The organism is Rhodoferax sp. GW822-FHT04A08 (assembly GCF_058801025.1).
This window is the reverse complement of sequence record NZ_JBXAMW010000001.1, coordinates 291,023-312,982: the sequence shown is the minus strand read 5'-3', so window position 1 is coordinate 312,982 and position 21,960 is coordinate 291,023. Positions and strand designations below refer to the sequence as shown.

The window sequence follows — 21,960 nt, the reverse complement described above, 5'->3', positions numbered from 1 at the left end:
TATTATCGCCCGCCGCGGCCCCAGCGGTGCCCGCTCAGGGAGTCTTCAGTTCCGCCAGAAAGCGCTGGACCGCTTCGTCCTGCGACCATGCCACATTGAAACGCAACCAGGGGCTGGGCTCCAGATCGACGGAAAACAGATGCCCCGGCCCAAGCAGCACGTCCTGCTCGGCCGCCTTGTAGGCCAGTTCTGCAGCGTTGTGGACCGCCGGATGACAGGCCCAGAGAAACATGCCGGCCTTGGGTTCGGTAAAGAGCGCAAAACCTGCTGCCAGCAGCTGCGCCGAAAGCAGTTGCTGCGCCTGGGCCAATCGGTCCTTGAGCGACTTGATGTGCTTGCGCCAGCGGCCGTCTATCAAGGCCCCGTAGGCCAGACGCTCGGTCCACTCGGAAGAGGTGAGGCCTGAAAACATCTTGAGACGCGTCAATTCTTCCAGCAGAGACGCCGAAGCGGCCATGAAGCCGACCCGGATGTTGGGTGAAATGGTCTTGGAAAAGCTGCCCACATAAATGACCCGCTTGAGCTGGTCCAGGCTGGCCAGCGAAGGGCGGGACTCCGGGTCGAGGTCGGCGTAGATGTCGTTCTCGACCACCACAAAGTCGTACTTTTCCGCCAGTTGCAGCACCCGGTGCAGATGGGACAGGGATGCGGTCGACCCGGTCGGGCTCTGCAGGCGCGGCTGGGTGAAGAACACCTTGGGGCGGTGCGCGATGATGCGCTGCTCCAGCACATCCAGGTCGTAGCCACTGGGCGAACGCGGGGCACCTATCAGTTTGGCGCCCAGAAAGCGCAGCGAAAACAGCAAGTTGGCATAGCCCGGCTCGTCCACGAGAACCGTGTCCCCAGCCCGCACCAGGTTGCGCGCCGCCAGATCCATGGCCTGGCTTGAGCCCTGGGTCAGCAGCACCTGATCCGCTCCCAGAACGATTTCACGGGCAGCCAGGTTGTCGCGCACCAATTGCCGCAGAGGCAAAAAGCCGCGCGGGTCACCGTAGCCGCCCATCTCGACGTCAGCGGCCAGCAGCGCGCGTTGGCTGCGCTTGAGACCATCGCCGAAGAGCCAGTCACCGGGCAGCCAGCCGCATCCGGGCTTGTTGTGCAGCTTGCGGTTTTCAAAAATGCGCGACAGGTACCACATGGAGTCAAAGCTGTACGACCCGGCTCCACCACTCACGGTCGTGCCAGCCGTGCCCCGGCTGCGCACAAAGAAGCCCGAATGTGCCTGCGACTGGAAGTACCCCAGTGCCACCAGGCGGTCGTAGGCGTCCACCACGGTGTAGACGCTCACGCCGTGGGCATGGGCGAACTGGCGAATCGATGGCGCCTTGGTTCCGGCCCGCAACGAGCCGTCATCCACCATTTGGCGAAAACCCACAACGATCTGGGTCACCAACGGAACGGTGGATTTGGGATCAAGAACAAACATGTAAGGCGCTGCCAACGAGAGTAAGGGGAAATATGTACTGGCCCGGCAGCCTGCACAGTGCATTCAAAACCAAGGGCTATCTGTATATGTTAGTCCCTCCCACCCGGCCCTAAAGTCGCCGCTTCACCGCAGGCCCGCCCCGGACTGCCATTCCCAATATCCATCAGGAGTTTTTTGCATGCAACGCGACGCCAATTTCACCAACGCTGCCCTGTTTGCCCGTCGCGAAGCGGCCATACCCCGTGGCGTGGGCCACAGCCACCAGATCTTCATTGCCAAGGGCGAAAACGCCGAAGTGTGGGATGTCGAAGGTCGCCGTTACATCGACTTTGCCGGCGGTATCGCCGTGCTCAACACCGGCCACCGCCACCCTGCCGTCATCCAGGCCGTCAAGGACCAGCTCGACCAGTACACCCACACTTGCTTCCAGGTGCTGGCGTATGAGCCCTACGTGGAACTGGCCGAGCGCATCAACGCCAAGGCCCCCGGCAACTTTGCCAAGAAGACGCTGTTCCTGACCACCGGCGCCGAAGCGGTGGAAAACGCCATCAAGATCGCCCGCGCTGCCACCGGCCGCTCCGGAGTGATCTGCTTTGGCGGCGGCTACCACGGCCGCACCCTGATGACCTTGGCCATGACGGGCAAAGTGGCGCCCTACAAGACCGGCTTCGGGCCGTTCCCGTCCGAAGTGTTCCACGCCACCTTCCCCAATGCGCTGCGTGGCGTGAGCGTGGATGAGTCGATTGCCTCCATCGAAGCCATCTTCAAGAACGACATCGAAGCCAAGCGTGTGGCAGCCATCATCCTGGAGCCAGTGCAAGGCGAAGGCGGCTTCAACGTGGCGCCTCCAGAACTGCTGCAACGGCTGCGCGCACTGTGCGATGCCAACGGCATCCTGCTCATCTGCGACGAAGTGCAGACCGGTGCCGGCCGCACCGGAACCTGGTTCGCCGTGGAGCAAAGCGGTGTTGCCCCGGACCTGATCACCATGGCCAAGTCCATGGCCGGTGGTTTCCCCATTTCTGCCGTGGTCGGTCGTGCCGAAGTCATGGATGCAGCCGGCCCTGGCGGCCTGGGCGGCACCTATGCCGGCAGCCCCATTGCCTGCGCCGCCGCGTTGGCAGTGCTTGACGTATTCGAGAAGGAAAACCTGCTGCAGCGCAGCCGTGATGTCGGTGTACGCCTGACTCAGGGCCTGAAGGCGATTGCAGCCAAGCACAAGGCCATTGGCGACGTGCGGGGCCTGGGTGCCATGGTGGCCATGGAGCTGTTCAAGAACGGTGACATCCATCAACCCGATGCCGATCTGGCCAAGCGCATCGCCGCCGAAGCCACCAAACGCGGACTGATTCTGCTGACCTGCGGCACCTACGGCAACGTGATTCGCGTTCTGGTGCCGCTGACCGCCAGCGACGCCATCCTGGATGAAGGTCTGGACATCATTGCTGCCTGCTTTGACGCGGTCGCCTGAGTTTGACCGTGATGAGTGACAAGAAAGCCCTCGTCAGTTTTACTGGCGTCGAGAAGACCTATGACGGCAAGAATCTGGTTGTACGGGACCTGAACCTTCAGATCCAGCAAGGCGAGTTCATCTCATTGCTCGGACCTTCGGGCTCGGGCAAGACCACCACGCTGATGATGCTGGCTGGTTTCGAGTCGCCCACCGCTGGCGAAATCAGCCTGGCTGGCGTGCCCATTACCCGCACGCCCCCGCACAAGCGCAATTTCGGCATGGTGTTTCAGGACTACGCCCTGTTCCCGCACATGACGGTGGCCGACAACATCGCCTATCCGCTGACCGTGCGCAAGGTGCCAGCCGGCGAGCAGCAGGCAAAGGTAGCCCGCGCACTGGACATGGTGCAGCTTGGCGCCATGGGCAACCGCTATCCGGCACAACTCTCCGGCGGCCAGCGCCAGCGCGTGGCCCTGGCGCGTGCCCTGGTGTTTGATCCGCAGCTGGTGTTGATGGACGAACCGCTGGGCGCGCTGGACAAGCAGCTGCGCGAGCACATGCAGATCGAATTGAAGGAGCTGCATCGCCGCCTGGGCGTGACCTTTGTCTACGTGACACACGACCAGTCGGAAGCGCTGACCATGTCGGACCGTGTGGCTGTTTTCAACGACGGCATCATCCAGCAGATCGATGTTGTAGAGACGCTGTACGAAACACCGGTGAACCGCTTCGTGGCCAGCTTTGTGGGTGACAGCACGGTGCTCGATGCCAAGGTGTTTCAGACCCAGGGCAACCAATGCAATGTGGTGCTGCCCAATGGCGTACAGCTGCATGGCGTCAATGTCAATCGCGCGCAGATCGGCGACACCGTGCAGTGCGGCGTGCGGCCCGAGCGGCTGCAACTGGCGCAATCTGCAGGCCCCAACACTATCGAGGCCCGCATGATCGATCTGATCTATTTCGGGGACCACCTGCGCGTGCGCTGCGAAGTGGCCGGCCAGGAAGCCGCCACGATCAAGATGCCGCTGGAACACGCCGCCCTGCCCCACCCCGGCCAGACGATTCATGTCTATGCCCCCCCAGAACACCTGCGTGTGTACCGCTGAATCTCAGCATTTCAACCTACCTCTCTAGAAGGAAACGTCGATGAATATGAAGCCCCTGATGATTGCTATTGCTGGTGTTCTGGCCCTGCCGGTGCTGGCGCAAAGCCAACTGACCGTGGTGAACTTTGGCGGTGCCAACGGCGCCGCGCAGAAGAAGGCCTACTTTGAGCCCTTCGAGAAGAGCGGAGCCGCCAAAATCGTGCCGGTGGAATACAACGGCGAGCAAGCCAAGATCAAGGCCATGGTTGAAGCCAAGAAGGTCACCTGGGACGTAGTTGAAGTGGAAAGCCCCGACATCAACCGCGGCTGCGACGAAGGTTTGTTTGAAAAGCTGGATTGGTCCAAGCTGGCTCCCAAGGCTGACTTCCAGCCGGCAGCCGTGCACGAGTGCGGCGTAGGCACTTTCATCTGGTCTACGGTCATGGCCTACAACGCCGACAAGCTCAAGACACCGCCCACTACCTGGGCCGATTTTTGGGACACCAAGAAGTTCCCAGGCAAGCGCGGCATGCGCAAGGGTGCGCGCTACAACCTGGAATTTGCGCTGATGGCGGACGGCGTCAAGACCGCCGACGTCTACAAGGTGCTGGCCACCAAGGAAGGAGCTGACCGCGCCTTCAAGAAGATGAGCGAACTCAAGTCCAACATCCAGTTCTGGGAAGCCGGTGCACAGCCGCCCCAGTTCCTGGTGGCCGGCGACGTGACCATGACGACCGCCTACAACGGCCGCATCGACGCCGCACAACGTGAAGGCAAGAACCTGGCCATCACCTGGACCGGCGGCATCTATGACCTGGACTACTGGGTCATGCCCAAGGGCACGCCCAACAAGGACCTGGCCACCAAGTTCATCGCCATGGCTTCCAGCGCCAACGAGCAGTCCGAGTACGCCAAGTACATCTCCTACGGCCCGACCAACAACAAGGCCCTGCCCAAGATCGATGCCAAGGTGCTGGCCCTGTTGCCCACTTCCCCTGCCAACAGCAAGGACGCATTGCAATTCAACATCACCTTCTGGGCCGACCAGGGCGAAGCTCTGGAAAAGCGCTTTGCCGCCTGGGCAGCGCAATAAGTTGAACAAGGGGTAAGACAGACCATGACCGCAGCAGCGCTTTCACCGGTGTCCCTGGCCACCAAACTGGCCCGGGTTGAACGACGCAAGCGCTTGCGTTCCATGGCCCTGACCCTGCCCTTGCTGGTGTTCCTGGCGCTCACCTTTCTGGTGCCGCTGGGAGCACTGCTGATCCGCGCAGTGGAGAACCCGGAGGTCGCAGACAGCCTGGTGCGAACCGGCAAGGCCCTGTCGGGCTGGGACCGCAAGGCCGCTCCACCGGACGAGGCCTACCAAGCGCTTGTCAGCGACCTCGCCGCCATCCCCGAAACCGCACAGGCCGGTGTGTTGGCGCGCAGACTCAATTCGGAAGTGAGCGGTGCACGCTCGCTCATCATGAGCACCTACCGTGCCAAGCTGGACGTGGAAGGCCTGAGCGCAGCGCAGGTGAAAGACAAATTGATTGCGCAGGACGCCCGCTGGAGCGAACTGCCCTACTGGTGGGCCATTGCCAAGAACAGTTCACGCTGGACGCCCGACTATCTGCTGACCTCGCTGGACCTCAAGCGCGATGCGCAAGGCTCCATCGTGCGGGTGGGTGCCGAAGAAGCGGCCTTCAGCGACATCCTGCTGCGCACCTTCTCCATCAGCGCCGTCGTCACACTGATCTGCATACTCATTGGATATCCACTGGCCTATTGGCTCTCCACATTGAGCGAGCGCCGTGCCAACCTGATGATGATTTTGGTGCTGCTGCCCTTCTGGACTTCGGTGCTGGTGCGTATTGCTGCCTGGATCGTGCTGCTGCAAAGCAACGGACTGGTGAACCGTTTCCTGATGTTCTCAGGCCTGACCGACGGCCCTGTGCCTTTGCTGTTCAACCGCCTGGGCGTGGTGATCGCCATGGTGCACATCCTGCTGCCCTTCATGATCCTGCCGCTGTACAGCGTGATGAAGTCGGTGCCCGCCAATTACGTGCGCGCCGCCGTATCCCTGGGCAGTGCGCCGCTGGCCGCGTTCTTCCGCATCTACGTGCCGCAGACCTACCCTGGCGTGGCCGCGGGCGGCCTGCTGGTGTTCATCACGGCCATTGGCTACTACGTCACCCCTGCCTTGCTCGGTGGTGCCGGCGACCAGATGCTGAGCTACTACGTGGCCCAGTACACCAATGTAGAAGTCAACTGGGGTATGGCCTGCGCACTGGGTTCGGTGCTGCTGATCACCACGCTGGCCCTATACGCGGTGTACCGCCGCTTTGGCAAGGCCGAACTCAGCCTGGGATAAATCCAAACTATGCGCCCTTCTCAATTTCCCGCGTACTACACCCTGGCCGACAAGGCTGGCTGGTACGGCCTGCGACTGGTCTGTGCCGCCGTCCTGGGCTTCCTGCTGCTGCCTATCGTGGTGATCATTCCGCTGTCGTTCAGCAATTCCTCATTCCTGTCGTACCCGATCCCGGGCTGGTCCCTGCGCTGGTATCAGGAGCTGTTTGCGTCCGACGACTGGGCGCGCGCCACCCGCAACAGCTTCATCGTCGCCCCGCTGGCCACATTGATTGCCACTTCACTGGGCACCCTGGCCGCTGTGGGCCTGGCGCGGGTGCGCTTTTTCGGCAAGGGATTGGTCACCAGCCTGCTCATTGCTCCCATGGTGGTGCCCATCGTGGTGGTGGGCGTGAGCACCTACCTGTTCTTTGCCAAGATCGGTCTGTCAGACTCCTACACCGGGCTGGTACTGGTCCATGCTGCGCTAGGCGCCCCTTTTGTGGTGACCACCGTGCTGGCCACGCTGCAGAGCTTCAACCAGAACCTGGTCAAGGCCAGCCTGAGCCTGGGCGCCAACCCGGTCACCACCTTCTTTCGCATCACTTTGCCGGTGATTGCGCCCGGCGTGATCTCGGGTGCGCTCTTTGCCTTTGCCACCTCGTTTGACGAAGTCGTGGTGACGCTGTTTCTTGCCGGACCAGCGCAGACCACACTGCCGCGCCAGATGTTCACCGGCATTCGCGAAAACATCTCGCCTACCATTGCCGCCGTTGCCACGTTGCTGATACTGTTCACTGCTTCGCTGATGATGGTATTGGAATGGCTCAGGGGAAGAAGGAAGTGATGCCAAATGGAACCAACAACCCCGTGTCATCTGGCACAGTGCGGAAATCAAAAAGCCGCTACGCTTAGCGCTTTCGCCCTGCCCCGACAGCCCCAGACATTTGCCTTACAGGAATAGAACCATGGACATGAAAACCTCCCCTCTCGCCTTGCTCAAAGACCCCAGCCTGCTCAAGACGGACGCACTGATCAACGGGCAATGGATCGCCGGGACTTCCCGCTTTGACGTGCTGGACCCGTCCAACGGCCGCAAGCTGGCCGACGTGGCCAACCTGGGCGCGGCCGATGCCGAAAAAGCCATTGCCGCAGCCAACGCCGCTTGGGGCCCCTGGAAAACCAAGACCGCCAAGGAACGCAGCATCATCCTGCGCAAGTGGTTCGACCTGCTCATGGCCAACCAAGAAGACCTGGGGCGCATCATGACCGCTGAGCAGGGCAAGCCTTTTGGCGAAGCCAAGGGCGAAGTGGCTTACGGCGCCAGCTTTGTGGAGTGGTTTGCTGAAGAAGCCAAGCGCGTCAACGGTGAGACCCTGCCCCAGTTCGACAACAACCGCCGCCTGATGGTGATCAAGCAGCCCATCGGCGTTTGCGCAGCGATTACCCCCTGGAACTTCCCACTGGCCATGATCACGCGCAAGGTGGCGCCCGCCCTGGCTGCCGGCTGCACCGTCATCATCAAGCCGGCCGAGCTGACGCCGCTGACCGCTCTGGCCGCCGCCGAGCTTGCCCTGCGCGCCGGTATCCCCGCCGGTGTACTCAACATGATCACCGCCGACGCGGATCAGTCCATCGCCGTAGGTAAGGCCATTTGCGAAAGCGACGTGGTTCGCCATCTGAGCTTTACCGGTTCCACCGAAGTCGGCCGCATCCTGATGAAGCAATGCGCTCCCACCATCAAGAAGCTTTCGCTGGAGCTGGGCGGCAATGCACCCTTCATCGTGTTTGACGACGCCGACATCGACTCCGCTGTGGAAGGTGCACTGGCCAGCAAATACCGCAACGCTGGCCAGACCTGCGTCTGCGCCAACCGCTTCTATGTGCAAGAGGGCGTATACGACCAATTCGTGACCCAATTCAGCGCCAAGGTCAAGGCCATGAAGGTCGGCAACGGCTTTGAGGACGGCGTAGCCCAGGGCCCGCTGATCGAGGACGCCGCCATCGTCAAGGTCAAGCGCCATGTGGCCGATGCCATTGCCAAGGGCGGCAAGGTGGAAACCGGTGGCAACGCCCTGCAAGGCCAGTTCTTTGAACCCACCGTGGTATCCGGCGCCACTGCAGACATGCTGTGCGCCAAGGAAGAAACCTTCGGGCCCTTCGCCCCGGTGTTCAAGTTCAAGACCGAGCAAGAAGCCATCGATGCGGCCAACAACACCGAGTTCGGCCTGGCCAGCTACTTCTACAGCCGCGACATCGGCCGCATCCACCGCGTGGGTGAAGCGCTCGAATACGGCATGGTCGGCGTCAACGTGGGCATTCTGGCCACCGAACACGTGCCTTTTGGCGGCGTCAAGCAATCCGGCCTGGGCCGCGAAGGCTCGCACTTCGGTATGGACGACTACGTGGAGATCAAGTACCTCTGCGTGGGCGACATCCTGAAGTAAGCATGTAACCGTTTACACCCATCCAAGCACAAAGCCCCGCAAGGGGCTTTGTGCTTTCTGAATAACCCTGCTTCAATATATGTCATGGCATTAACAGCCTTGACATTAATTGCCTAGGCAATAACAATTGCCAGCCATGAAGAAATCTTTGCCTCCCCGCTCTTTTTACCGGTCGGAGAATTACCGACCCGAAGACAGCGTGGGCTATCTGATGCGCCAGATCATCAATATGGTCGGGCAGGAAGTGGAGCGACAGCTCGCCCACACCGATCTGACCAATGCGCAGTGGGTTCCCCTCTACAAGCTTTATCGGGGTGAGACAAGCACTGTTGCCGAACTGGCCCGCCAATGCAATCTGGATGCCGGCGCCATGACCCGCATGCTGGACCGTCTGGAAGCCAAGGGCCTGTGCAGACGCGTGCGCTCCGAGAGCGACCGTCGCGTGGTGAATATCGAACTCACCCCTGCCGGCAAGCAGGCTGCAGAGCAGATACCCGGCATATTGTGTGGCGTGCAGAACGCCCATCTCACAGGCTTCACGGATGACGATTTCCACAACCTGCGCGAGTACCTGCGTCGCATCCTGAACAACGCCAAATCCATTTCCAACCTTGCAAATGACAACCCTACCCACGGAACCGATACCGATGCAGCGCACTGATTACTCCCGCGGCATAGCGCAGCTTGCGCTCCTGACCCTCAGCAGCATCGCGATTGCCACGCTGGCTGCATGTGCCAATTTTTCAGGCATCGAGCCTGTTGCGCAGCCGATCAAGGCAGACACACTGGGCCTGAAGAATCTGGACGCCAGCAAGGATGCTGACCGCGTGGCAACCGACAACGACTGGTGGCAGGCATTTGGCGATAGCCAGCTCAATGGTCTGGTGGAAAAGGCATTGCAGGACAGCCCGACCTTGAAAACGGCGCAAGCGCGTCTGGCACGGGCACAGGCCGCAAGTGCCACGGCCAAGTCTGCGGACTACCCTCAAGTGACCGCCGCCTTGGACCTGCAGCACCAGCTCTACTCGGCCAACTCCATCTACCCGCCTCCGATTGGGGGATCAGAGTGGGACAGCGGCAACCTGCAGGCATCCGCAAGCTGGGAGCTGGACTTCTTCGGCAAGAACCGTGCAACGCTGGACGCCACCATCGGTCAGATCAAGGCTGCCGAAGCCGATGTCCGTGCCGCCAGGGGCTTGCTGGCCACCAACGTCGCCCGCAACTACTTTCAGTTGGTGCGCATCCAGGCCCAGCTGGACGTGGCTCAGCGTACTTTGGACCAACGTATCCAGATCCAGGGATTGGTGCATGACCGACTGAATGCCGGACTGGACACCCAACTCGAACTGCAACAGGCAGCTGGCGGACTACCCGACGCGCGGTTCCAGATCGAAGTGCTCAAGGAACAGAAAGCGTTGACAGTGAATGCTCTGGCTGCGCTCACCGCCCAGCCGGCATCTGCGCTGAACATGACCTTACCGGCACTGGAGAAGATTCAGGGTGTGGCCGTGGCACAGAGCATGCCGCTGGATCTGCTGGGTCGCCGCTCCGACATTGCTGCGGCGCGCTGGCGCGTGGAGGCTGCGCTGAACGACGTGGATGCCGCCAAAGCCCAGTTCTACCCGAACGTCAATCTGGTGGCCTTCACAGGATTCTCCAGCTTTGGCTTTGAAAAGCTGCTGGAGAGCAAGAGCTCCGAATGGGGCGTGGGCCCAGCCATACGCCTGCCACTGTTTGAAGGCGGCCGCCTACGCGCCAACCTGCGCGGCAAGACTGCCGATCTGGACGCCGCCATCGAGAGCTACAACGGGCAGGTCCTCGAAGCCGTGCATGAAGTGGCCGACCGCCTCTCATCCGCACAGGCCATACGCCGCCAGCAGACCGAACAAAGCGCTGCACTGGCCTCTGCCGAAACCGCTTACTCCATTGCCTTGCAGCGCTACCAGGCGGGCTTGGGCAACTACCTCAATGTATTGAGCGCCGAAGCACCTGTGCTGCAGCAACGTCGCCAGGGAGTAGACCTGGCAGCACGCGCACTGGACACCCAAGTGCAAATCCTGAATGCCATAGGCGGAGACCTGAAGCCCGCCACCGCCCAATAAGCCACATCGCCCCACCCCAAACAGAAAAAGTACGCACCATGAACGCACCTGTAACACCCGCTGCCACTCCTGCCGTAGCTCCCACGTCCAAGCGCGCCAAAGCACTCAAATTTGTCAGCATCGTGGTTCTCATCGGCCTGGCCTACGGCGCCTACGACTGGTACCTGCAACGCCATGAAGAGTCCACCGACAACGCCTATGTGCAAGGCAATGTGGTGCAGATCACGCCCCAAGTAGGCGGAACCGTCACATCCATCTTTGCCGATGACACCGACTTCGTGAAGGCCGGTCAGGCGCTGGTGCAACTGGACCCGGCCGATGCCAAGGTCGCACTTGACCAGGCTGAGGCCAACCTGGCCCAGGCCGTACGCCAAGTGCGCACCCTGTATGCCAACAACACCACCCTCTCGGCACAGATCGCCATCCATGAGTCCGACGTGGCACGCGCAAAGACCGATCTGGCACGCGCTACCGATGACCTGAACCGCCGCCAGTCGCTGGTGGGCAATGGCGCGGTTTCCAAGGAGGAGCTCAACCACACGCTGTCGCAAGTGGCTGCCGCCCAAAATGCCCTGTCTGCAGCGCAGGCCGGTGTCACGGCCGCACGTGAACAGCTCAACAGCAACCAGACGCTGACCGAAGGCACACGCGTTGACTCGCATCCCAGCGTGATGGCTGCCGCCGCTAAGGTACGCGAGGCCTATCTGGCGCTGCACCGTGCTGCCCTGCCCGCTCCTGTCGATGGCTATGTGGCCAAGCGTAGCGTGCAACTGGGTCAGCGTGTGGCTGCCGGTTCGCCCCTGATGTCCATCATCCCGCTCAACCAACTGTGGGTAGATGCCAACTTCAAGGAAGTGCAGCTGCGCAACATCCGCATTGGCCAACCCGTGACGCTGACTGCCGACGTGTACGGAAAGAAAATGGAATACAAGGGTACGGTGGCAGGTCTGGGTGCCGGCACTGGTGCCGCCTTTGCCTTGCTGCCCGCGCAGAATGCCACCGGCAACTGGATCAAGGTGGTGCAGCGTGTGCCGGTGCGCATCGCGCTGGACCCCAAGCAAGTTGCACAAAGCCCTCTGCGCGTGGGCCTGTCGATGGAAGCCACGGTGGACATCACGGACCAGAGCGGCAAGTCGCTGGCCGATGCGGCCCATCCGTCCTCTGCTGTGCAGACCGAGGTCTATGCACTGATGGACAAGGGCGCGGACGACGAAGTCCACAAGATCATTGCCGCCAATGCGGGCAAGGGTAGCCACTAAGGCCCGCCTCACGGCACCACACACTGACACTGCGACCCCACATGTCCGCACCTGCTCATATTGCGCATCCTCCCCTGCAGGGCTCCGCCCGCCTGTGGGGAACGATTGCGCTGTCCGCTGCCACGTTCATGAACGTGCTGGACTCTTCCATCGCCAACGTGTCGTTGCCCGCGATTGCGGGTGACCTGGGCGTCAGCCCCAACCAGGGCACCTGGGTGATCACCAGCTTTGGCGTGGCCAATGCGATTGCCCTTCCCCTTACGGGCTGGCTGTCGCAACGTTTCGGACAGGTGCGCCTGTTCGTCACCAGCGTGTTGCTGTTTGTGATTTCATCCTGGCTGTGCGGCCTGGCTCCCAACATGAGCACGCTCATTGCCATGCGGGCGCTGCAAGGTTTTGTGGCCGGTCCCATGATGCCGCTGGCGCAAACGCTGCTGCTCAGCAGCTACCCGCCCGCACTGGCGGGAACAGCCATGGCCATGTGGGCCATGACCACCCTGGTGGCCCCGGTGATGGGGCCCTTGCTGGGTGGCTGGATCACGGATCACACCCATTGGGGCTGGATCTTCTTCATCAACATCCCGGTTGGCATCGCTGCGGCCTCTATGACCTGGACCATCTTTCACAAGCGGGAGACGCAGATCCGCAAGTTGCCGATCGACAGCACCGGCTTGGCACTGCTGGTGGTGTCGGTGAGCTGCCTGCAGATCATGCTGGACAAGGGCAAGGAGCTGGACTGGTTCCAGTCGCCAGAAGTCATCGCGCTGACGGTTGCATCCGCCATCGGATTCGCGTTCCTGATCGCCTGGGAACTGACCGACGAGCACCCGGTGGTGGACTTGCGCATGCTCAAGATCCGCAACTTCTGGACGGGCACGCTGTGCATGACGGTAGCCTACAGCCTGTTCATGGGCAACCTGGTGTTGCTGCCCCTGTGGCTGCAGCAGTTCATGGGCTACACCTCTACCCAGGCCGGTGAGTTGATGGCGCCGGTGGGGTTGTTTGCGATTCTGCTCTCACCTTTGGTGGGCAAGAACGTCCAGAAATACGACCCGCGTGCGCTCACCAGCTTTGCCTTTGTGGTCTTCGCGCTGGTGCTGTGGATGCGCTCGCAATTCAACACCCAGGCGGATTTTGGAACCATCATGATTCCCACCATCATCCAGGGCATTGCGTTGGCATTCTTCTTTATCCCGCTGACCACCATCACGCTCAGCGGCATGACACCTGACAAGATCGCAGGCGCTTCCGGTCTGTCGAGTTTTGCGCGGATTGTGGGCGGTTCGTTCGGCACATCCATCGCCGTATCGGTCTGGCAGGACCGGGCCGCCATGCACCATGCCCAACTCGCGGAACTGATCAACCGCGGCAGCATGGCCACCAACTCCACGTTGGCGAACTTTTCAGCTGCAGGGATGGACACCGAGCAGGCGCTGTCGCAAATCAATCGCCTGATTGATCAACAGGCCTTCATGCTGGCGGCCAATGACGTGTTCCACGGCTCAGCCATCATCTTCATCCTGCTCATCCCCATGGTGTGGCTGTCACGTCCGCCGAAGAAAGGGGCTGGTGCAGCGGCTTCGGCTGAGGCTGCTGCCGGGGCGCACTGATGCGCTGAACCGGCTTGAACTTGGAAACTCTCCGACCGCTGCCTCAAAGGCAGCGGTTTTTCATTCAGGGCTTGCCGGCCTTTTGCTTTTTCAAGTCGTTGTACATCGCTGCGTTCTGTTCTGCGGTCTTGAATGGCTGTTTGGCTTCCACCATCCCTTTGATGCCTTCATAGGTCTTGCGGTCCAGTACCTGATTGGTCATCAACCAGGTCTTGCTGCCGTAGGGGCGGCCGGCAATGATTTTGTCGGCTTCCACATCGGTGATGCCCGGCAACTTCTTCAGCGCCGCCTTGCTGGCTCCATTGATATCCACTGGTTTGACCTTGGGACCAGCTTTGGTTTTCGCAGGCTTGGCCGGAGGCTTCAACACTGCCTTGCCTGCGCCACTAGCAGGAGCCGCCGCAGCGACTGCCGGATGCTCAATGGTTGTGGCAGCTGAAGCAGCCAGACACATCGAAAAGCCTGCAAGCAGGAAACTGATTTGCACTCGATTCATACAAACTCTCGAAAAAAGCAACCCGAACACGCTGGACGGATTCGGGTTGGCAATTAAAAGCCGCTGGGTGACACGCCAGCAGGCGTGCAACGCAGCGGTGATTTAGTCGGTGCGCCTACTTGGCGTGGACCACCGCTGCATCCTGATCGCGGCCATAGCCGTGGCAGATCAGACAGGTTTCGTTATTTACTAGCGTTGCCGCACTACGCGGGCTGTAGTACACACCACCATACTGCCTGAAATGTGCTCTTGCCGTAGTCGTGTCATGACAGGCAAAGCACGCCGCCGTAATCGGTGATTCCACAAGAGTATGCAGGTCAGCTGCTATGGATTCACCACCTGCCGCAGCCGTGTGTACGGTTCCTGTTGTCACACCATTCGCATTGCTGGTGCTGTATGCGCTGTATGTGGGAACTACTGACCCTTCAGGAATGAAGCTAAAGACGTTTCCGTAATTCAGAGTAGTGCTCTTCAGGAGACCACCAGAGAAGATGGTGACTGCCTCTGGGAACGCCAGATACGCATTCGACGATGAACCACCCAAAGGATCATAGGGATAAGCCTTTGCCGTATCTGTTGCGGTATTGAACTTTCCGGCTGTAGAGGTTGTCCATAGCAAGTTCGGGAACAAGCTGCTGCCATTGATACCAAAGTTCACCGCATTGGGAACGTGGCAATCACCACAGTTCTTCAGGATACCTGGGTACACGTTAGCAGCGGCATTGAAACCTGTCTGTCCGGTAGCAGTAGGAGCGTTGGCCCGATGCCAGCTAAATGGAATCGTGCGCTTGCCCGATGAATAGCCCGTACCTGCTCCCCCCGCGCCTGTACCGGAAAAGCCAACCGCAGCAATATTTGGCGTACTTGTTGAGGTAACGGCCGCGGCGACAGTAGGATCCGTGCCCGCATGAATACCATGGATAAACGTGCTGGCGTTTGCAGACCAGCCACTGCTGCTCCTGCTGGTGTTATGGCAGATGGCACAGGCGGTACCGTCATTGCGCGCGCCACTGTGGAATTCCACGGCGGTACCCAACTGCTCATGGCAAGCCTCACACTTGGCAGTGTCCACCACCACACGCCGTGCGGTGTACCCAGTGGCTACCAACTTTTGCAGCGGTGTCTTGAGAATGACGCCAGGTGTGCTGGTACCGTTGAGGTAGTTTGAGCCTGAAACTATGGTGTTCCACTTTGCTGCCAACGTAGCTGCATTTGCCCCAGAGAAAGCATTTTGCGTAAAGTTACCGATCATGGCTCCGGTCACCATTTTGGCGGTGGTCGGTATCTTGATCGGAGAAGGATTTACGCACTTGCCTGCAATATGCTTGGTGGCGTCATTGACGCAAGCACCGGTCGGCGCAAGGCCAGTGGTATCGCCCGTTAACGTGGCTGTCCAGTAACCGCTGGCATCCGGACCAGTCAACGTTCCTCCTTTAGGTGAGCCGCTGGTGATCAGCAGATTGGTCAGACTCACGCTCTGGTAAGTGTTGAAGTCGGCCGGAGCCGCGATACCGTCTTGCGGCACAGCGTAGGCAACATAGAAGGTCGGACCACCACGGAAACCGGTGATAGGTTCAAATGTGGAGGGCACGCTATAGCCAGACGAAGACAAGGTTAAGAGCGACGTTGGATTGTTGAATGAAGTCACCGGCGATCCATCCTTAATGATGCGGAAGGTGATTACCGGCTGCTTGCTGGCGTTCAGTGCCACTGCACTGATCTCGTACGTAATGGATGATATTCCGTCAATCTGTACAGGGTTGTTGGCAGTGGGTGCCTCTGCACGGTGTGACTCGGCGATACCTGCCGATGTATGGCAGGAACTGCACGAGCTGTCATCCACAGCAGGGCCGGCAGCATGGTTGCTGGTACCCGTGGTTTCAGTGATGACGCCTGTGGCAAAGTTCACGTTGTCATGGCAGGCACCGCAGGCCAAGCGGCTGGGCTTAGTCTTCCAATTGTCACCATCCTTGGTGATGGGTGCAATGTTCAGCTTGTCCGCTGCTGCAGCGGCAGCATTGGCAGCGGAGGCACCAACCGTTGGATCGTAGGAACCGTTGTGGCACTTGGTGCAATCGCGCGGATCCTGAATCCATTCGTTCTTTTCGAATTGGTGGCCTATGCCCGTACTGGCTGGCATGTAGTTGTAACCCGACAGAGATAGATCTGCACCCATGTGGATCTTGTGGGCGATATTGGGGAAGTTGCCAATCGCGCGACCATCCAATACCGCGGTGGTGTTCGTCGTGGAGCCATTGAGCACCAGCGTACTGGCGCGCGTGGCTTCGCCACTCATGCCGTACTTGACCTGATCCGTGTGGCAAGTCACGCACAGATTGGGGTCTTTGCGTGAGCCTCCGTGAGCCAGTCCCTTGCCATTGTGGCAGGAAGAGCAGGAAGCAATGTCCACCACGCTTCGTGTTGAAGTGACTACGCCGCCATCGGGGCGGAAGTCATAAACTTGGTTGCCTGCAATAGCAATATTGACCGCAGGAAGAATGGTTGTGGCATTGGGCGTGTTGCTGCCCGTTCCAGGCGCCGCACCGCTGATGATGATGCCCAGGCGGTGCGTTGCAGTGGGGTCGTAACTGACGTCACCCAAGTCCGCTTTGAGCTTGAGGCCGTCAGCCGAATCCGCCAGGCTGGAAACGATGCTGGCGGCCTGGGTTATGTCACGGTAGAACGTGTACTTGTAAGTACCGTCACCGTTGTCAACCAGCGTGCCTTCCTTGTCGGTGGTCGGATAGGTGCCGCACCATTTCTTGTCCGCTGTGCAGGAGTCGGTGGCCGCAAAGGTGCCTGCGGCCTGGCCGACCGTCAAAGGCTTGACCACGAGGTAACTCACCCATTTGCTGGGCGCGGTGGCCGTCGCAGGAACCAGCTTGGCCAAGGTGAAACTCAAATTGGTCAGTCCGGACACGCTCGTGGACGTGCTGGTGGTACCCAATGAACGGTTACCCAGCCCCACGACTGCCGCACCCGACGCATCGGTCACCGCAAAGCTGACAACCGGTGGGCTATGGATCGATACACCAGTCACCGTGATGGTTGGCTGCAGCGCACGCCAAGCCTGCACTGAAGCAGAAGAAGGCGTGGACGCATTCGATGCGATGGTGGATCCGGAAGTTGCCGGCCCCACAGGCACCGTTACAGTGGAAGAGGTGCTGACTCCGTCGCCCCCCCCTCCGCAGCCGAATAACGCGGCCGAGACCAGCGCCGACAGGCCCAGCCGAATAAGCGTACGTTTCATTTTCTTACCTCGTTAAAAAATAGTTCAGCGGTCTTGGGGGAATTACTTGAGTCGGTACACATACTTCACCCCCACATACGTGACGCTCTGACTGGCTTGCATGGCAACCGTACTGTTGTCTGAGAAGGTGTACGGCACACCAGAGCCAGTCCAGGCCCAGTCGTCGAAATTGATGTTCTGCTGCACTAGGTCCACGCGGACCTCGGAGCGAGCGCTGAGCACGTATTTGCCATACAGCTTGAGTGCCAGCATGCGGTAGGACACATCGGGCAAAGAACCCGGTGCCGCACTGGTGCCTGATTCAAAACCGTAGCCGTTGAGATCGCTGAGGTAACTCAGGTCCGCACCGACTTCCAGCTTGGCGTTGACCTTGCCCACGACACCCACACCAGCACTGCTGGTGGTATTCACAATGCGGGCGATATAGCCAGCGCTGTGTGACTCATTGAGTGTCTGCTCACCGTAGGACAGGTAGCCAGTGGTCTTCCAGTTGTCATTTACCGCATAGCTTGCGTCCACCGTGGCAGAAGTCATGCCGCTGGAGTGCAACCCGGTCGTAGTAGGGGCGCTGAAAGTATCCTGCCCATTCTCGAGAGAGAATTGCATAGACAGCTTTTCACTGGCATTCCAGTCGATGGTGCCGCGAACCTTCTCCCGCTTGCGATCCATCATGGTGCTGGGAAATATGCCGGTCACGGCATACACGTCGGCGTAGCGCATGGTCTGATAGGTATTCGGATACTGGGCACTGGTAGAACCCAGATTGATCCAGTGCGTGCCGTTGCGAAAGCTCTGGACGAAGGCGACAGAAGCGTTGAGGTTGTCTGTCAACGGTTTGCGCAACTCGGCGCGGTAGCTCAACTCGTTGGTCTGTTCGCGAATCGAGGTGAGTGACGCCGGGTCAATAATCAGATCTGCACTGCCTACACTGGGCACATTGCGTTTGACCCAGTTGTAGTCCACACCCAAGGTACCACGCGCCCCCTCCGGGAACTGGTAGCTAGCCTCGGCCTTGCTGCTGACCTTCTGCGAAGAGTTGTTCGGATTGATGTAGGTACCGCCATACAAAGCCTTGGGCGTGCCGTCATTGTTGTCTTCAAACCGCACATTGGCCAGCATGCTGAGCTTGGTCCAGGGCCGCGCACTGATCCCCGCCTGCGCCACCGTGGTGTCCATGACACCGTTCAAACTGGTTGGCAGTCCTGCAGCCGTGCTCAGGCCCATGCCCGCGAAGCTCTCATTCTGGGTGGCATGCGTATACGAGTAGTTGAACGTGGTGTGGATCGTGGGAGCCAGCGCGTAGTTGCCGGTCACGTACAGTTGGTACGCATCGTTGTCCGGGTTGAGCGCAATCGGCTGCATCAGCAAATCGCCCAGCGTATTGGTGCCCGATCCGGGATTGACTGCATTGCCTGCCAGATCCACCAGACCACCATTGATAGCGCCCAGCCGCATGGAACCGTTGTCGTTTCTGAAGGCAGAGCCGTAGTAGCCCAACGTCAACCCGTATTCACTGCCAACGACGTGGATCTTGCCCTCCATCTGCGTAGTGGTGGCATTGACGGGCTGCGCAAGCGCCAGCAGCGCACCGCTGGTTGCGCCGCATCTTGCTCCGGCTATGACGGGAGAGCAGTAATTGCCAATTCCGGAAAGTATGGAACCCTCCTTGCGTTCGCTCTTGACACTGGCAGAAAGCAACAGACCTGCATTGACCCAGGTTTCAGCGTCCAGACTGATACTGCGACGCTTGATGTCCAGATTCTGGTTGGCACCGCTGCCTACTACAGCCAACGTATTTACAGACGGCGTTGTGCCCCCAACGCCTTGCATGCCCGTATTGAGGGTGCGCGGATCGTGGCGAACCTGCTCGTTGTATTCCGCCAGGAACTTCCATTGGCCTTGCCGTTCCTTGGAGAAGCTCAACTCACGCGTATCCAGCCCCAGGTTGCGCCCTTCGGCCCGCGTCCAGGTACCTGTTTCCTCCTCGCGCAGGACATAGACAAAGTCCAGCAAGGCTGCTGACTCGGTGTCACTCCAGCCGTTGTACTGGCCAAAAAGACTGCGGTCCTTGCGTGACCCTACGGTGGTCGCAGCCCCTGCCGAGAGTGTGATGCTGTCTGGCTTGGTCAGCTTGGCAATCTCATCATCATCCGCGTGTGCGGAGCCAAATGCCGCCAGCAAAGCCAGCACCAGAATCTTTTGTGGGAAGCTGAAATGTTGTGCGCGTGTGTTCATGATCGTTACACCATCTCAACGGAAGAAGCGCTGCCCGGCGGGTGTCGGGTTGTTGCTTCCGTGAATTTGCGAGTGGCAACTCACGCAGGACTTGCCCTGAGTGATAACCGATGCATTCCACCAGCCCGGCGCCGTCAAACCGGTCGTTGTGCCATTAGCCAGCGCGGGCTGTATCGGGCCGTGCGGTGTGTGGCAGCTGTTGCACAGGAACGGAGGACGCGACTTCAGCATGCTTTCTGCCGTAGTGCCATGCGGGTTGTGGCAGATCGAGCAGTCTTCAGTTACCGGCTGGTGGCTATGCACCACCGGGCCTCGTTTTTCCATGTGGCAGGTGTAGCAAGTCTCCACCACCGTGTTGCGCTTCATCAGGCTCGGACCCGTGGAACCGTGTGGATTGTGGCAATCAGAACAGGACATCTTGCCTTCGACCAGCGGGTGATGGGAAGGCTTGTTGATTTGCGTGCGCTGCTCTTTATGGCAGGCAAAGCAGGACTCACCCTGGCTACGCTTGTCGCGCACGGGATCCCTGCCAACGTGTGACTTGTGGCAAGCCACACAGGTTACTCCGCGAGCCTGATGGATGCTGCCTTCCCAATGGTCACGCTTGGTGTCATTGGAGTGGCAATCCTGGCAGGTTTCGTTGCGGACCTCTGCACTCGAAGGCGTTTTGCCCCCGTAAACGACGTCCGGATGGGGCCGCTTGCCCGATCCTTTGTAGTCTAGGTGGGCCTGGCTCATGCCATGGCAGCTGGTACAGGTTGGCGTGCGGGCGTCGGCTTGCGTGCCGTGGCGGGTCTTGCCAATGGGGTTTGGCGGCCGGGTATCTGCCAAGGTGCCATGCGGTGTTTTGCCAATGGCCAGAAGCTCGGGCGCGTCGGATTCGTCATGGCAGGCCGTGCAGGCCGCATCTCCCCGTAGCACCAGGTCTTGTGGCTCGTCGGCGGCCAGTGCAGACGATACGCACAGCACCGCCCCCGCGGCCACACACCACGTCATCAACCGTCTCATGAGCTTCATTTCCGTTTCCCTAATGTGTGCCCGTGTTTCCGGGCCCATCCGACAGTCCTAGCCGCTCAAGCCCGGCGCTTGCGCCCCGGGCGTCAAGGGCCTATTGCGCCAGGATCCACTGCGCCAGGTTCTTCAGTGCCTTGGCGTCTTTGGTATCGATGATCTTGTGTTCGTCTTCGGTGCCATCTTCCAGCTTGATCTTGGGACCCGTGGTGATGTTCTTGATGATCTTGTCTTCACCATCAGCCTTGCCGGCGTACTTGGCGGCAATCTTCTTGTACGAGGGGCCCTTCTTGGTCTTGTCAATGGCGTGGCACTTGAAGCAGTCGTTCTTCTTGGCCAGCGACTGGGCAGCATCGGCGTCCACATCGGCAGCAAATGCACTTCCGCCCAGGCCCAGGAAAGCAGCCAGTGCAAACGAAGTGACACACGTCACAGCACGAAAAGAAGTAAAGGTTGCGGATTTCATACGACTTAGCCCCTAACAATGCAGATTGATTAACAAAGGTTTACTCGCGGTTTACCTTGCAAACAATTTTGCGCGCGTACCTTGTCTACCGATATAGGAAGCACAGTAGATTTTGCATAGGAATATTCCTATACGAAGCTTTATTTGAGCTTAGTCAACCAAATGGTGGTCAATTGCGTAGCGGACCAGGTCAATCTGGGTGCTCAAGTTCATCTTTGCCAGGATATGGGTCTTGTGCGTGCTGACGGTTTTGACACTGAGTGAAAGCTCCGCAGCGATAGCGGTCAGCCCCATGCCGCGCACGATGCGGCTGAACACGTCGAACTCCCGGTCCGTCAGCAAGGTGTGCGGCAGACTCTGGCTCTGGGGAGCCATATCGCTGGCCAGCAACTCTGCCACGTTCGGGCTGATGAACATGCCGCCCGCGACCACCCGGCGCATAGCGGGCAACAGCAGCTCCGAATCACCTTCCTTTGACAGGTACCCGGATGCACCGGCACGAATGGCGCGCACCGCGTACTGCTCCTCAGGATGCATGCTGAAGATCAATATGGGCAATTTGGGGCGCAGGTTTTTGACCATCTTGACCAGTTCCAGACCATTGCGCCCCGGCATGGAAATGTCCAGCACCAGCAGACTCCAGTCCCTGGCCCGCACTTGCTCCAGCAAAGCGTTGCCATTGGCCGCCTCGCCCTGCACCACCAAGTCATCGGTGTCAGCCAGGATCTTTCTCAGACCGTCGCGAATGATGGCGTGGTCGTCGGCGATCAATACATCGTGCTTCAT

17 protein-coding genes are annotated in these 21,960 nt (G+C 59.8%); 10 read left to right on the top strand and 7 right to left on the bottom strand.

All coding sequences use genetic code 11. The annotated features are described in order from the left end of the window. Positions 1-34: 34 nt before the first annotated feature. On the bottom strand, positions 35-1,426 hold the full coding sequence (locus tag AC1RMF_RS01400; protein ID WP_342617936.1) for an aminotransferase-like domain-containing protein: 1,392 nt from the start codon (positions 1,424-1,426) through the stop codon (positions 35-37). Between the two features lie 178 nt (positions 1,427-1,604). Between AC1RMF_RS01400 and gabT the strand changes: the two genes are divergently transcribed. From gabT to AC1RMF_RS01350, 10 genes are all read left to right on the top strand, one after another. Next, positions 1,605-2,897: a 4-aminobutyrate--2-oxoglutarate transaminase gene (gene gabT / locus AC1RMF_RS01395; RefSeq protein WP_493138971.1), complete on the top strand. Its 1,293-nt coding sequence runs from the start codon at positions 1,605-1,607 to the stop codon at positions 2,895-2,897. 11 nt (positions 2,898-2,908) lie between these two features. After that, positions 2,909-3,985 carry an ABC transporter ATP-binding protein gene (locus AC1RMF_RS01390; RefSeq protein ID WP_342617938.1) on the top strand — a complete coding sequence of 359 codons (1,077 nt, stop codon included), beginning with the start codon at positions 2,909-2,911 and terminating at the stop codon, positions 3,983-3,985. Between the two features lie 40 nt (positions 3,986-4,025). Next, entirely contained in the window at positions 4,026-5,057 is a 1,032-nt protein-coding gene (locus tag AC1RMF_RS01385) for an ABC transporter substrate-binding protein (protein WP_446737943.1), read from the top strand. A gap of 24 nt (positions 5,058-5,081) precedes the next feature. Continuing rightward, positions 5,082-6,320, top strand: a complete 1,239-nt coding sequence (locus tag AC1RMF_RS01380) for an ABC transporter permease (protein ID WP_493138968.1) — start codon at positions 5,082-5,084, stop codon at positions 6,318-6,320. A gap of 9 nt (positions 6,321-6,329) precedes the next feature. Next, positions 6,330-7,145 carry an ABC transporter permease gene (locus AC1RMF_RS01375; protein ID WP_493138966.1) on the top strand — a complete coding sequence of 272 codons (816 nt, stop codon included), beginning with the start codon at positions 6,330-6,332 and terminating at the stop codon, positions 7,143-7,145. A gap of 121 nt (positions 7,146-7,266) precedes the next feature. Next, complete coding sequence (locus AC1RMF_RS01370; protein ID WP_493138964.1) at positions 7,267-8,745, top strand: NAD-dependent succinate-semialdehyde dehydrogenase; 1,479 nt, start codon at positions 7,267-7,269, stop codon at positions 8,743-8,745. A gap of 136 nt (positions 8,746-8,881) precedes the next feature. Continuing rightward, positions 8,882-9,406, top strand: a complete 525-nt coding sequence (locus AC1RMF_RS01365) for a MarR family winged helix-turn-helix transcriptional regulator (RefSeq protein ID WP_342617942.1) — start codon at positions 8,882-8,884, stop codon at positions 9,404-9,406. Then, complete coding sequence (locus AC1RMF_RS01360; protein WP_493138962.1) at positions 9,393-10,847, top strand: efflux transporter outer membrane subunit; 1,455 nt, start codon at positions 9,393-9,395, stop codon at positions 10,845-10,847. Before AC1RMF_RS01365 ends, AC1RMF_RS01360 begins: the two co-directional genes overlap by 14 nt. 38 nt (positions 10,848-10,885) lie before the next feature. Next, positions 10,886-12,106 (top strand): HlyD family secretion protein, encoded by a 1,221-nt coding sequence (locus tag AC1RMF_RS01355; protein WP_493138960.1) that lies wholly within the window; start codon positions 10,886-10,888, stop codon positions 12,104-12,106. 41 nt (positions 12,107-12,147) lie between these two features. Beyond that, positions 12,148-13,716: a DHA2 family efflux MFS transporter permease subunit gene (locus tag AC1RMF_RS01350; protein WP_493138958.1), complete on the top strand. Its 1,569-nt coding sequence runs from the start codon at positions 12,148-12,150 to the stop codon at positions 13,714-13,716. A gap of 64 nt (positions 13,717-13,780) precedes the next feature. Here the strand turns inward: AC1RMF_RS01350 and AC1RMF_RS01345 are convergent, their stop codons facing one another. From AC1RMF_RS01345 to AC1RMF_RS01320, 6 genes are all read right to left on the bottom strand, one after another. Continuing rightward, positions 13,781-14,212, bottom strand: a complete 432-nt coding sequence (locus AC1RMF_RS01345; RefSeq protein ID WP_493138956.1) for a ComEA family DNA-binding protein — start codon at positions 14,210-14,212, stop codon at positions 13,781-13,783. Between the two features lie 115 nt (positions 14,213-14,327). Next, positions 14,328-17,462: an OmcA/MtrC family decaheme c-type cytochrome gene (locus AC1RMF_RS01340; RefSeq protein WP_493138954.1), complete on the bottom strand. Its 3,135-nt coding sequence runs from the start codon at positions 17,460-17,462 to the stop codon at positions 14,328-14,330. A gap of 42 nt (positions 17,463-17,504) precedes the next feature. After that, a complete protein-coding gene (locus AC1RMF_RS01335; RefSeq protein WP_493138952.1) occupies positions 17,505-19,697 on the bottom strand; it encodes an MtrB/PioB family decaheme-associated outer membrane protein in 2,193 nt (730 codons plus the stop codon). 15 nt (positions 19,698-19,712) lie between these two features. Further along, on the bottom strand, positions 19,713-20,714 hold the full coding sequence (locus tag AC1RMF_RS01330) for a DmsE family decaheme c-type cytochrome (RefSeq protein ID WP_493138950.1): 1,002 nt from the start codon (positions 20,712-20,714) through the stop codon (positions 19,713-19,715). Between the two features lie 91 nt (positions 20,715-20,805). Beyond that, positions 20,806-21,174, bottom strand: coding sequence for a c-type cytochrome (locus tag AC1RMF_RS01325; RefSeq protein WP_342617950.1), 369 nt, complete (start codon positions 21,172-21,174; stop codon positions 20,806-20,808). Between the two features lie 150 nt (positions 21,175-21,324). Beyond that, complete coding sequence (locus AC1RMF_RS01320; protein WP_342617951.1) at positions 21,325-21,960, bottom strand: response regulator; 636 nt, start codon at positions 21,958-21,960, stop codon at positions 21,325-21,327.